Annotated in this window: 15 protein-coding genes and 2 pseudogenes; 6 read left to right on the top strand and 11 right to left on the bottom strand. The window is 60.0% G+C overall.

Annotated features, from left to right (window positions below; translation table 11 throughout):
* Nucleotides 1-194: 194 nt before the first annotated feature.
* The 4 genes from RLCC275e_RS08440 to RLCC275e_RS08425 form a co-directional block, all read right to left on the bottom strand.
* A complete protein-coding gene (locus RLCC275e_RS08440; RefSeq protein ID WP_033179544.1) occupies nucleotides 195-689 on the bottom strand; it encodes a DUF8737 domain-containing protein in 495 nt (164 codons plus the stop codon).
* Nucleotides 690-794: 105 nt separating this feature from the next.
* A complete protein-coding gene (locus RLCC275e_RS08435; protein WP_050516788.1) occupies nucleotides 795-1,562 on the bottom strand; it encodes an alpha/beta fold hydrolase in 768 nt (255 codons plus the stop codon).
* Between the two features lie 147 nt (nucleotides 1,563-1,709).
* On the bottom strand, nucleotides 1,710-2,324 hold the full coding sequence (locus RLCC275e_RS08430) for a nuclear transport factor 2 family protein (RefSeq protein ID WP_050516787.1): 615 nt from the start codon (nucleotides 2,322-2,324) through the stop codon (nucleotides 1,710-1,712).
* Nucleotides 2,325-2,426: 102 nt separating this feature from the next.
* Complete coding sequence (locus RLCC275e_RS08425; protein ID WP_050516786.1) at nucleotides 2,427-3,197, bottom strand: HD domain-containing protein; 771 nt, start codon at nucleotides 3,195-3,197, stop codon at nucleotides 2,427-2,429.
* 159 nt (nucleotides 3,198-3,356) lie between these two features.
* On the opposite strand from RLCC275e_RS08425, the pseudogene RLCC275e_RS34655 reads away from it, so the two are divergent.
* A pseudogene (locus RLCC275e_RS34655) lies at nucleotides 3,357-3,428 on the top strand (TetR/AcrR family transcriptional regulator); the annotation flags it as partial.
* Nucleotides 3,429-3,497: 69 nt separating this feature from the next.
* Nucleotides 3,498-3,911 (top strand): hypothetical protein, encoded by a 414-nt coding sequence (locus RLCC275e_RS08420; protein ID WP_246723429.1) that lies wholly within the window; start codon nucleotides 3,498-3,500, stop codon nucleotides 3,909-3,911.
* A gap of 37 nt (nucleotides 3,912-3,948) precedes the next feature.
* Here the strand turns inward: RLCC275e_RS08420 and RLCC275e_RS08415 are convergent, their stop codons facing one another.
* From RLCC275e_RS08415 to RLCC275e_RS08385, 7 genes are all read right to left on the bottom strand, one after another.
* Nucleotides 3,949-5,052: an NADH:flavin oxidoreductase gene (locus tag RLCC275e_RS08415; protein ID WP_033179542.1), complete on the bottom strand. Its 1,104-nt coding sequence runs from the start codon at nucleotides 5,050-5,052 to the stop codon at nucleotides 3,949-3,951.
* 80 nt (nucleotides 5,053-5,132) lie between these two features.
* Nucleotides 5,133-5,435 (bottom strand): putative quinol monooxygenase, encoded by a 303-nt coding sequence (locus tag RLCC275e_RS08410; RefSeq protein WP_033179541.1) that lies wholly within the window; start codon nucleotides 5,433-5,435, stop codon nucleotides 5,133-5,135.
* Between the two features lie 53 nt (nucleotides 5,436-5,488).
* Complete coding sequence (locus RLCC275e_RS08405) at nucleotides 5,489-6,364, bottom strand: NmrA/HSCARG family protein (protein ID WP_082229707.1); 876 nt, start codon at nucleotides 6,362-6,364, stop codon at nucleotides 5,489-5,491.
* An 85-nt stretch (nucleotides 6,365-6,449) separates the two neighbouring features.
* The gene (locus tag RLCC275e_RS08400) at nucleotides 6,450-6,758 is read right to left on the bottom strand and encodes a hypothetical protein (protein ID WP_171891357.1); all 309 of its coding nucleotides are present in this window, start codon (nucleotides 6,756-6,758) and stop codon (nucleotides 6,450-6,452) included.
* A 70-nt stretch (nucleotides 6,759-6,828) separates the two neighbouring features.
* Nucleotides 6,829-7,719, bottom strand: a complete 891-nt coding sequence (locus RLCC275e_RS08395; RefSeq protein ID WP_246723428.1) for an SDR family oxidoreductase — start codon at nucleotides 7,717-7,719, stop codon at nucleotides 6,829-6,831.
* Nucleotides 7,720-7,752: 33 nt separating this feature from the next.
* The gene (locus RLCC275e_RS08390) at nucleotides 7,753-8,622 is read right to left on the bottom strand and encodes a haloalkane dehalogenase (RefSeq protein ID WP_033179537.1); all 870 of its coding nucleotides are present in this window, start codon (nucleotides 8,620-8,622) and stop codon (nucleotides 7,753-7,755) included.
* 53 nt (nucleotides 8,623-8,675) lie between these two features.
* A complete protein-coding gene (locus RLCC275e_RS08385; RefSeq protein WP_033179536.1) occupies nucleotides 8,676-9,047 on the bottom strand; it encodes a VOC family protein in 372 nt (123 codons plus the stop codon).
* A gap of 153 nt (nucleotides 9,048-9,200) precedes the next feature.
* On the opposite strand from RLCC275e_RS08385, the gene RLCC275e_RS08380 reads away from it, so the two are divergent.
* From RLCC275e_RS08380 to RLCC275e_RS08365, 4 genes and pseudogenes are all read left to right on the top strand, one after another.
* Nucleotides 9,201-9,746, top strand: coding sequence for a TetR/AcrR family transcriptional regulator (locus tag RLCC275e_RS08380; RefSeq protein WP_033179535.1), 546 nt, complete (start codon nucleotides 9,201-9,203; stop codon nucleotides 9,744-9,746).
* Between the two features lie 459 nt (nucleotides 9,747-10,205).
* Nucleotides 10,206-10,436 (top strand): helix-turn-helix transcriptional regulator, encoded by a 231-nt coding sequence (locus RLCC275e_RS08375; RefSeq protein ID WP_033179552.1) that lies wholly within the window; start codon nucleotides 10,206-10,208, stop codon nucleotides 10,434-10,436.
* A gap of 103 nt (nucleotides 10,437-10,539) precedes the next feature.
* A pseudogene (locus tag RLCC275e_RS08370) lies at nucleotides 10,540-10,704 on the top strand (JAB domain-containing protein); the annotation flags it as partial.
* A 184-nt stretch (nucleotides 10,705-10,888) separates the two neighbouring features.
* Complete coding sequence (locus tag RLCC275e_RS08365) at nucleotides 10,889-12,076, top strand: alpha-hydroxy acid oxidase (RefSeq protein WP_033179534.1); 1,188 nt, start codon at nucleotides 10,889-10,891, stop codon at nucleotides 12,074-12,076.
* Nucleotides 12,077-12,089 lie beyond the last annotated feature (13 nt).

Genomic DNA, 12,089 nt, shown 5'->3' with positions numbered 1-12,089 from the left:
GCCGCAGAACTCGACTGACTGCTGGTGGAGGACGATGCTTGCACCCCTTGATCCCGCCGAGGAGCAGGACCTCGGGGCAAGCGTCATTGTTCGCTGGTGTATCTCTTTATCCACCCGACAGATGTTAACACCTGCGGATAGACGACTGCCCTGATCTTCGCCTCGCGGATAAGATCAAGCACAGATCGTGACGGTCATCTCGTCTGCCACGACTTAGCTTTGGACAAAACCAAGAAGATCAGTAGGTGAGCGACAAGTACGACGGGAGCATAGAAAATATAGATAAACCAAAAGGCGCCCATGTCGTAGGTTGGTAAGTTTATTTGCAGAAGACCGCGTACTCCGATCAGTAGGTCCACGAATCCCCAAATGTTGGTTATCCAAACAAGAGGAATTGCGACACGCCAATTGGTACGCAGGAGAAAGATGCAAGCGAGCGCGAGCCCTGCTTCTATGAGGTCGCCGTAGGCGGCGCCGGAAAGAAACGAAGACGGCAGCCTTGAGTCGACCACGCCCGGAACGAGCAGTGTCATGCCCACGTATCGCGGCACATGCGCAAAGAGCAGGATGGCTAAGGCAGATTTAAGGGGAATCTTGGTTAGTGCGGGCCAAACATACCAAACCGATATGACAGTCAAGACGACTACACTTGCGGTAAGCTGCATCCAAAATATCGAAACGTTGTTCATTGGTCATCTCTCTCAATGGTCTATTGGCCGCACATCCGCGGCACTCCTGAAGCCAGATACGAACTAAAAATGCCGGCGCTGGCAGCGCCGCTAAACAGGCTGTCGTTATGTCGTGGTGGAGCGCGCAGCTTGCCCGATCACATCGACCACGACTTCCGGGTAAGTGACGGGGACGGCGTGCGAGGAGTTCACCTCGATGACGGTGGAGCGGGCGCGATCGGCCTGGAGTTTATATTCTTCCACAGGAAACACCGCGTCCTGCAGAGGCCTGATTTGCCAGCTCGGTTTGCTCGTCCACGCCGCGGACGTGAGTTGCTCGGTGATGGCGGCCAGGTCGATTGGACGCTGGGTGGCCATCATCAAGGCAAGTTCGTCCTCGGGCACGTCGGCAGCAAGGAGGGCGCGGAACTTGTCGGCTCGGACAAGGGAATATGCCCCGCTGGTTCCGTCGGGCAGGGTATATCTGGTCACGTTGACGGATGAGGCGAAGTCGAAGCCGGGAAACCGTTCGAGGCAATCCTTGAGGCGCTCTCCGACCGCAGGCATTGGGGCGGCTGCGTAGACAAGGCCGCTGACCTTTGGGTGGTCCCCAGCCTGGGTGATGACAGCCCCGCCGTAGGCGTGGGAAACAAGAATCACGGGCCCCTCAATCCCGTCGAGGACGCTCCGAAGGTATGCGACGTCGATGCCCAGACTGCGTAGCGGGTTGGCAAAGGCGATGACGGGGTAGCCGTCGCGTTGGAGCCGAGGGATCACCAGATGCCAGATTGACGCATCTTCGAGGCCGCCGTGCACAAGCACGACCGTTGGCTTGATGGCTCCGCCACCCCCCGATGCCGTCGAGTCATCTTCGATTTGCGTCTGAGCACCCATATCACGTCGTCCTCTGTCGAATTAATCTGCTGCGGTCGTCGGCGGCGCCGGCCTCTATTCGCTTTGCGGCGCACCCGCTTCATCGTGCGGGAATATGCGCACCGCCTGCCCCATGCCGGATCTGTCTCGGCCTGATAGCGTCGTGCTTCAGCGCCCGATTGCGGCGAAGGCGCGATAGGCAACGTCGTTGCGATCGCGGCCAGCCGGCGCAACGATCTTCTCGATGCCAGATCCCGGATCGCCATGAGTCGCCGGGCGGAAGTGCTTCCACTCGACCGTGGTCTCGCGGTTGGCGAAACGCCAGACGCCCTCCCGCTTAGTAAGCGAGTCGACGTAGCGGCCACCGGATATGAATTCATGGCCGTCGTTGATCGTGCCGTCCTCTGCACAACGCTCGGCGTAGGACTTTCCGAAGAACCCGGCGACCTTGTCGATGTCGCCCTCAAGCAGATGATAGGCGTAATAATAGGACTCAGCGGCCGCAGCATCGCCGTTCAAGGCAATATGCGTGTGGGTCACGTGGTGCATCGTCGAGGCGAATGTGTCGCGAGAGAAGGCAATCACCTTGTCGGCGAAATCGCGCGCCGTCCCTTCGAACCAGGCATGCTCGGTTCGCGCGTCTTCGTGATAGAGCGACTTGAGCAATTCAATGTCCAGCCGGTCAATCGCACGAGCATACGAGGTCAGTAAGTCCTCGATCGCGAAACGATCAAGGATTGAGCTGATCGCGGCATCGGTGTTCTGGATGGGTTCTTGCGACATTGAATCACTTTCTGAAAAGGACGGAAATTTATGCTGGTGCCACCGTTCAGCGGAATACGAGCGCTAGGCTTGCCCGGCTTCGTTGTTGACGTCGGTGGATCGCTAGCTCGCGAGTACGCTCTCGATCGGATGCGTCCCGTTGCTGTCGAATGCGCCCATTTGCACGAGGAGCGCGGTCCTGCTGTCTTCCAGATGTGGCTGGGTAAGAAACGGTCCGAAGGCCTCAAATAAGCCGGTGCGCGGTGCGCGTTCCACCGTTGCGGCCAGCGTCGTAAGCTCGATCCGGCGAACGTAGGTGCCGAAGATATCGCATGTTGCGCCTACCGCGACGAGCGTGCTTTCCGAAGGGTATTGATCCGGCGGCACGACCAAATTCATGTGCGTCGAGATTGCATCACCGACGCGAACCGCCGACTCGCCGTGGCCTTTGCCGGAAAGTGTCTCGCAGGTTAGGCGGCCGCCGCTGTGCGCGAAGCAGCATGCCGCTACAGGCCCGGCGACACCCTCGTTGATGCCCGCGTCGTGGCAGATCGCCGCTGCGTAGAATACTTCGCGATCGAACTTGATGCCGTCAAACGCCGCAACCTGCGCTCCGAAATAGTATGTCCGAAGGCAATGCGCCCAAAGCACGTCGGGATAGACACTACGGGCGAACTCGTCCGCGTCGCGCACAAGCTTCGTATCGGGCGGAGTCAGGGTATCCAACTCGATCTTCGCAGGGCGAAGGAGCCCAAGCCGGTAACGGGCCTCGTCAAACACCATCTCAGCCCGCAGAGAAGCGAGGTTCCGAGCAAGGGCAATTTTCTCGTCCGCACTCAACCGACCGTCGGTTCTATCGGCCCAGGCCAGAGTCCCCATCAGCGCTGCCGTCATTATCAACCCTCACTTAAATCCGGAACTTGATTTTCATGCGATACCGCATGATAATACGCGCGTCAATGATTTCGTGCGAACTCGAAGGAAAATAAGTTGAATGGTTCCCGTACCCGCGGCCGACCCCTGAGCTTCGATAGAGGAGCTGCGCTAGACCGGGTGCTTCCGGTTTTCTGGCGCAAGGGATTCGACGGCGCCTCCCTCGATGAGCTTGCGGCTGCGGCGGGCCTCAATCGCCCTAACCTCGCTGCCGCGTTCGGCGATAAGCGCGGGCTATACCTAGCCACGCTCGAGAGATTCATGAGTAAATTCGTGGACGAGGCCGGTCGAATTCTGGATCAGCCTGGTGGTTTGCGGAGCTGCCTCGATCAATTCTTCGACTTCGCAGCGACCGTCTACACGCGTGATGAACTCGGCTGCTTTGTTTTCGGTACCGCTCCGGCCGCGAGTGGTGATGACTTAGAGATCCAAACAGCACTGGCGAGCGCATTGGAAACAGCTCGATCCATATTGCAGCGAAAACTCTCGAATGCCGCCGGGGTCGATCTGTCTCCCGGTGCGGATGCCGAAGGCTTGGCGATTGCATTGACCGGAGTCCTCTTAACGATGGCGTTGTATGCCCGGGCAGGCTTCACCCCCGAAAATCTGTCCAAGATGCATCGACAGGCGACCGGTACGATTCTGACAGGGTGGACGTCGAACGACCTTCGATAGTTGCAATGGGCGGCATAAGACGCCGCCCCAAATCATCTCACATCGCCAATTCGACGTCCTTGATGTTGGCGATCGGGCCGAGGATCACCGGGTCGAAGTCCCTGAGCGTAGCCCGTTCGGACAGGCGGCGCGGCAGGTCGGGATTGGCCAGCGCGCCACGGGCGATGGTCAGCACGTCGGCCCCGTCGTCGAGCGCGGCCACCGCCCGGTCGATGTTGTGTAGGCTGCCGTTGGCGAGGATCGCCGCCTTGGGCGCGTGCTGCTTGGCAAGGCGCATCAGCGAGGGGCCGCCCGGCGCGAATGCCGGCTGCCACGCCTCGAAATCGGTCACGTGGATGAAGTCGACGCCAGCGTCCGCGATGCTGCCGAAGACGATCTCCGCGTCGCGCTCGCTGTCGGCCCACTTGTGCCCGTAGTCGTTCACCTTGCCTTGCGAGATACGGACGCCGACCGGCACCTCGGCGCCAACCTTCTCGCGCACGGCCTTGAGGGTTTCGAGGATCAGGCGCACGCGGTTCTGCGTGGTGCCGCCCCAGCGATCCGAGCGCGTGTTCGCATAGTCGGTCAGGAACTGGTCGAGGAGATATCCATTGGCGCCATGGATCTCGATCGCGTCGAACCCCGCGATCCCGATTGCCCGTGCCGCCGATTCAGCGAAGCCGGTGACGACGTCGGCAATCTGTTCGTCCGAGATCGCTGCCGGCACGGCGTAGCGGCCCTTGCCGTGATAGAACGCCATCTGCTCGCCTTTGGGCTGGATCGCGGAAGGCCCGACCGTCGTGTCGCGAAAGCGGTTGCTCTGGCTGATCGCGCCGGCATGCATCAGCTGCGCGATGGCGAGCGCGCCATGCGCCCTGATGCCGCTGACGACGGGCTTCCAGGCGTTGGCCTGCACCTCGTCGGTCATCCCGGGCTGATGCACATAGCCCTGCGAGAACGCCTGATCCGTGTAGATGCCCTCGGTGATGACGGCGCCGAAGCCACCCCGCGCGAAGCGCTCGTAATAGCGCGTCATCGTCTCGGTCGCCCGGCCGTCTTCGGTCGCGGTGATCCGCGTCATCGGCGCGACGGATAGACGGTTCTTCACCGTGTGGCCGTTTATAACGATCGGCGCGAAAAGCGCGCTTGTGTCGATGTCCATAATCCTCAGTCCTTCAAAACGCGCGATCCGGCTAAAACTTCTCGAAGCGGCTGCACTTCGCTCGCTCCGAGAATGTCGCGTCAGGCCAAAAGGCGGTCCGCCAGAACCTCGGGTTGCCTGATTTCAAGCGGCCCTTCGAATAGTTCGTCATATTTTGCCGTGAGGGCGGCGGCGATCGAACCGTTAAGATGCGCTTGGCGCCCCTCTTCCTCTTCGAAGGCGTCGAATATGCCGAATGTCGATTGATCGAAACGAACCGCAAACCAGGCGACAGTCAAAGGTTCTTGCTGAAGTAACCCCTGTGCGCTTTGAAGGAATGCAGCAGCTTCCTGTTCCTTTCCTGCCTTCGCTTTCAGTTGAATGAAAATCGCGACTTTAGTCATATTATATCCCATCTATGTTGCTACTTGACGGCCGACCCTAAAACGATCGCTGGTCAGTGTTCGTCGCTATATTTTTTCACCCACCCGGCAAATGTCAGCATCTGCGGATTTTCTTTCCGCGCTTCTGCAATGTTCGCTTTGAAGCCCTTTTCGCGAATCCAGGTGAACATATCCAAGAACTCCTTCGGCATCGCCCGCTTGGCCAGGAAGGCGGGAATTGGCGCCACCCAGGGCTTCTTTCCGGTGACAGTCTTGAAGGTCCTGACGATATCGTTGATGCTCAACTGATCCCCGGCGAGCGGGATGACGCGCCCGGCGTAGCTTTCCGGATCTTCGAGCGCGCGCGCAGCGAACCAACCGATGTCGTAGGTGGCCACGAACTGGATCGGGAGTGATGGGCCAAAGTTCGCTCTGAAAATTCCGAGGAACATGCCGCGCGGAATCGCCGCGGCGCCAAACGCATCCATGAAACCGACCGGACGCAGGATCGTCGCCGGCAGACCTAACGCATGAATGTGTTGTTCGATCGCCCATTTGCTCTCGTAGTGGGCAAGGCCGCTGTTCCGCTCGGCCCCCTCCGCTGATGAGTAGACGAGATGAGGGCTGCCCGACTCCTTGACCGCATCGGCAAACCTCTTGCCGTGCAGCTCCTCCGCCTCGGTGCCGCCCTTTTCCGTCCATTGCTGTACCGAAAACGCAGCGGAGACGCCCGCCAACGCTTTTCTAAGCGATGCCACGTCGTCGAAGTCACCCTTGACGAGCTCCACGCCACGCGCGGCCAGGCTCCTGGCCTTCGGCGATTCAAGGTTCCGCGTCAGCACCCTGACGCGGACCTTTTTCGCTGCCAACAAATGCGTGACGGTCGCACCGCCCTGGCTGCCGGTCCCGCCAGTAACAAGCACCACTTTTTCATTAGACATAGGTTTCATTCTTTCTTGCTTGTTCTAGGGAAAGCGCGTCGGACACTGCGACAACCTCGGATTAAAAGGCTGAAGACCGTGACCGGCCGGCGATCTACCTGAACGATTCTCCACTTGTCGCGATGAGCGACATGCCGACTTGGTCCGGCTTTGCGACAGGGTCGCTCGCCAACAATTCCGATTGGAACTTCTTGAACGATGGCAGGCCGGTGATGACTGCGGACGGATCGTCTTGAGAGGTCACCAGATGAAGAAAGGTCTGACCGTCTTCTTCAAGGAACACGCGATAGGAAAGGCCAGGCACCGCCGCCGCCGTCAGCGCTGCAATGAACTCATCAAGGTTCTGCCTGTTCTGCGCGACGTATTCCGGCTTCACCGTGTATCGATGGCGTGTGATTCTCATTTGGTTGTCCTCAATTTAAGCTTGGGTGGCGAGCGAGACGCAGACCTGCACGGCCTGCGTCTCTTCCTGATTAGTTGGAAGCCTCGCTCCACAGCTTGGCGCTCTCCACGGCGAAGTCGTGGTAGGAGCGCGGGTTGCGGCCAAGACGCTCGCGCAGGCGCTCCAGTCCAGCGGCGCTTGAGACCGGCCCGTCCTCCTGAAAATGCTTCATCATGTATTTGAAGTCATAGGCCATCCAGTTGGGCGCGAAGGCCCGCAAGCTCTGGACCCACTGGTCGATATCGTCGCCGATGTATTTGATCGGGCGGCCAAGCGCCTCGCTCCAGAGTTTCGCGCCGCTTTCCCCGGTGAGGACGTCTTCAGCGACGACCTCGTAGATTTCCGGGCCGAGCGGTTCGTTAGAGGCGAGCCGGCGCTGGATTTCGAGCACCGCGACCTCGGCGATGTCGCGGATGTCGGTGAAAGAGACACCCTTCTGTCCGATCGGGAACGGGAACATGCCGTGACCAAGCGCGTCCTTGACGCCAGGGCTCTGCATGTATGCGTTCGGGCGCAAAATGGTCACCGGCATATTGTGTTTGGTGATCAGGCGCTCAGCGGCAAACTTCGATGCGAAGTGAGGGACGTCTTCGGTTTCATCGACCCGAAACACCGACAGGTAAGCGACTGCCCTGATCTTCGCCTCGCGAATAAGATTAAGCGCGGAAATCGTGACGTTCAGCTCGTCCGGCACGACCGGACTGAGGAGGAAAACGGCTTCGACGCCGTCCATCGCGGCGCGCAGCGCGTCCACATCGAGCAGCTCACCCTTGAACGGCGTGACACCTGGCGCAAACGTCGCCTTTTCCGGATCGCGCGTGAACGCTCGAACGTCGAATCCTGCTGCGACAAGTTGCTCGACAACAACCGAACCGACGTTGCCCGTGGCGCCCGTTACTAGAACAGTCATGATTTTCTCCAATGTTGTTATGAATTAGCCGGCTTGGCTGTGCGGCTAGCGGCGTGTTTCGATGACGAACTGCCGAAGGGCTGCACCGATCTCGGCGGGCGAATCCTCCTGCAGGAAGTGCCGGCCCTTCACGGTGACCTCGCGCTGGTTTTTCCAGGTCCGGCAGAATTGCTGGTTTGCGCTGCCCTCCGAGATAACCGCCCCAGGGTCGCCGGTGATGAACAGCTTCGGCATCTCGCTTTGGCTGAGCCATTCAGAGTAGGCCCTGACGATCGCAGTCACGTCCGCAGGCTCGCCATCGACGGAGGCCTGTCGCGGCCAGATCAACGTCGGCAACCGTGCTTCGCGCTGGGCGTAAGGAGCGCGATAGACGGCCATCTCCTCCTCGCTGAGGGTCCGGATGATCGCCCCCGGGAGCATTTTTTCGACGAAGAAATTCTCGTCCAGAACGAGGTGCTCGCCTTCGCTTGATCGCAGTGCGCGGAACCCGCCGGCCGATGCGCCGAAATCGTCCCAGCTAAACGGTCGGACAACAGCTTCCATGTACGCGATCGCCGCGATCTGGTCCGGATGACGGTAGGCGCGGTGAAAGCCAAGCGCCGAGCCCCAGTCGTGAACGACCAAGATAGCCCTGCTCAGGTTCATGGCGTCGAACCAGGCGTCGAGATAGCGGGCATGATCGACGAAGCGGTAGGAATAGGTGGGCGATTTGCCCGATTGCCCCATGCCGATCAGGTCGGGCGCAAGACACCGCCCGATGTCGCTGAGGTGCGGAATGATGTTCCGCCAGAGGTACGAGGACGTAGGATTGCCGTGCAGGAAGACGATGGGATCGCCTTCGCCTACATCGACATAGCTCATCTCGGTGTCGAGGACGGCGACACGCTTTCTAGGATGTGGATCGGAGGCGGTCATGTTTTGCCCTCTGTCAAAAGGTTTCGGTGATCTTCAAGGGAAGCGGGAGGGCCTCACGGATGGGCGTAGATATTGACGAGGTTTCCGTCCGGATCGCGAAAGACGATGGCGCGGGCGCCCCAAGGCATGAGCTTCGGCGCCATCACCCAATCGCTCACGATGTCCTGCAACCGTTCGTATTCAGCATCGATGTCGGTGACTTCGAAATCGAGGATCACCGAACGATTGGCCCCGGCTGCCGCGACGCCCGCGCCGTATGCTTCCGTCGACGCCTGCTCCACGATGGCCAGTCCGTCGCAGGGCTCGTTATGGAACTGAGCGTAGCCACTGCTCAGTATCTCGGCCCTCGCCTGGCTGACGCTCTCGTAGAAGCGCGTCAGCTTCGCTACATCATTGGTAACCAGTCGGGTTTGCTTGAGACTCATGGTAGGATCACCTTCGATAACGGTGTGCATTATGTTTGAAGCTACGCTACAGTATCGTAGCTAAGTATGGGGAGTCAAGGTGTGTCTACAAAGTCCCGCAGCGAGGCGGAGCCAGCGAAAGAACCGGGACCGCTTCGGCGATCCAAGGAAGCCGTGAAGCTGGCGAGCCTGGCCGCAGCCTACGAATTGCTCACAGAGTTTGGGCTAAGCGGCGTCAGCGTCGACGAGGTGTCACGGCGATCGGGCGTCGCTAAGACCACGATCTACCGGCACTGGCCATCGCGCACAGGCCTTCTCTTCGATGCCGTCATGCAATTCGCCCCTCGGCTCCCGACGCCCAACACCGGCAGCTTTCGAGGCGATCTGACCGCGCTGACACTAGCTTTCGCTGAACGCTTGCAGACAGGCCGGTGGTCGTCCGCGATGCCCTCGATCATTGACGCCGCCGAGCGCGACAAGGAAGTCGCCGAGTTCCAGTCGCGCACTCACGCTGGCATGATGTCGGGGTTCGGCGCGATTGCTGCGCGGGCGCAAGCGCGCGGTGAATTAGGCCCGAATTTTGATGCATCCGATCTTACGGCGGCTATCGCCGGGCCACTGTTCTATCGCCGGTGGTTTTCGCGGCAAGAGCTTGATGACGCTTTCGTTCGCGGCGTCGTCGAAAGGGCCCTTGGCTGGGATTCCAGCCGTCACGGCTAGATCCAGCTTGAACCTTGGCTGTAAATGGCCGCAAGACCAACCCGGACCGAGACCGCCTCTTAGCCGTTCACGCGCAGGACAGTCTCACGCCGCCGGATGCGGCGCGGCTTATCTACGGAGGCGACAGCGGGTCGAAGCTGATGATTATCAACTCAATGCGGGTATCTGCCGCCACTCGAGAGGTCATCCACATAGCCGTGGCGCAGCACCCGCACTACCCTCGCCGATAAGCAACGCCGTCAACCCCGCCTATGTGGCCTCTATGGTATCCGTTTCTCCCACGCCTACCTCTGACGTCTTTCGCGGCGGTGAATTGCGCAGCATGTATATCCGTGCGGGAGTGTGAGGCACCGGGTTCGGGCACTCGAAGCATCGAGCCAAAGGAACCTCAACAGACTGCCGCGATGATCAACTCAAGACGGCGACTCGGCCTTGGTCGTGCTGCCGAAGGAGGCGGTAGTGGCAGATAGCAAATTCCTTACGCCGGAAGAGGTGGCTGAACGATACCGCGGCGGTATTTCAGTTGGGACCCTTCGGAATTGGCGCGCAATGCGTCTCGGCCCGTCCTTCGTCAAGATTGGCAAAGCCGTGCTCTACCCCCTCGACGAGCTTGATGCGTGGGATGAAAAGAATAAGGTGCAGTGCCGTGCATACAGGGGTCTCGGCGAGCACAGGGGTGATCAGGCGTGATGGTAACGGTCGAGCACGATCAACCGATCCCAGTCTCCGCCACCACTCCTCACCGAATTTCCATTTTTCGACCCCGAATCAATAGCTTACAGATCTGGCAGGCGTGGTCCACAACCACCCCTCCGGCGATCCCACGCCATCGCGCGCCGACATCGACATGACGAAGGTGATCATCGATGCGGCCAAGGCGCTCGATATCACTGTCCACGACCACGTCATCATCGGTAGGGATGGCCATGTGAGCCTGAAGGGGCTGAAGCTGATATGAACAACCACTGCGGCTGATCGCCGATGAGATGCAGAGCCCTGGCGCGTCGACCAAGCCCAGCCCATCCCGCGAGAAGACTAGGAATGCTGGAGTTGACAGCAGTCGGTGGTGCGCGATTGTATGCAATCCTGCACCACCACTGCCTGGACAATGCCCGCCCGAAATACCGAGAAGATGAAGCTCCATGACGATCCGCAGCGGCAACACCGATCGATCGACCCGGCTCTGCCGCGACGTGCTCTGCCTCGATGACTTTGAAATAAAGGCGCGGCGACATCTGCCAAAGCCCCTGTTCGGTTATATCTCAGGCGCAACCGAGACCAATGCGTCGCTAAGGCAAAATGCAGAGGCTTTCCAGGCCTATGCCTTCCGGCCTCGTGTCCTTCGCGACGTCTCGAAACGCAGCACCGAGACGAGCCTCTTCGGCAAGACCCATGCCGCACCATTCGGCATCGCGCCGATGGGTATCAGCGCGCTGATGGCCTATCGAGGTGACATCGTGCTCGCGCAAGGAGCGGATCAATCGGGAATCCCGATGATCATCAGCGGTTCATCACTTATCCCCTTGGAGGAGATTGCTGCGGTTTCGCCGCAAGCATGGTTTCAGGCCTATCTCCCCGGCGAACCCGACCGTATCGATGCTCTGATCGATCGGGTCGGCGCGGCCGGCTTGCGCACGCTTCTGCTGACTGTGGACACAGCCACGCTGCCAAATCGGGAAAACAATGTAAGGGCCGGATTTTCGACGCCTTTGCGTCCGGGTCTCCGCCTGGCATGGCAGGGCATCTCGCACCCACGCTGGACCACCGGCACATTCCTGCGCACGATCGCCCGACACGGCATTCCGCATTTTGAAAATTCCTATGCCACAAGGGGCGCGCCGATCATCTCCTCGAATGTCGCGCGCGATTTCGGCAGGCGCGACCATCTCAACTGGAACCATCTGGAGCGGATACGTAACAGGTGGTCCGGCAAACTCGTGGTGAAGGGGATCATGCATCCTGACGACGCGGCCCGGGCTGTCGACACCGGGGCGGATGGCGTGATCGTCTCTAACCATGGCGGCCGCCAGCTCGACGGCACCGCATCGCCCCTTCAGGTCCTTCCGGAGATTGCGTCCCGTGTTGGCGATAGCGTTGCCGTCATGGTCGATGGCGGCTTCAGGCGTGGAACGGACATCATGAAGGCCCTCGCGCTCGGGGCCTGTTTCGTGTTCGTGGGCAGGCCGTTCCTTTATGCCGCAGCCGTCGCGGGCCTACCGGGCGTGCTTAAGGCGGCCGATATCCTGAAGACGGAACTGCATAGCAATATGGCGTTGCTGGGCGTTACCGAGGTGGGCGATATTTCCGCGGACTACATCACCCGCGCATAAATGCCGTCGAGCC

Origin of the sequence: Rhizobium brockwellii (assembly GCF_000769405.2) — a bacterium.
GTDB lineage: Bacteria > Pseudomonadota > Alphaproteobacteria > Rhizobiales > Rhizobiaceae > Rhizobium > Rhizobium brockwellii.
The sequence above is the reverse complement of the archived record's forward strand: the minus strand, read 5'-3'. Positions and strand labels throughout refer to the sequence as shown.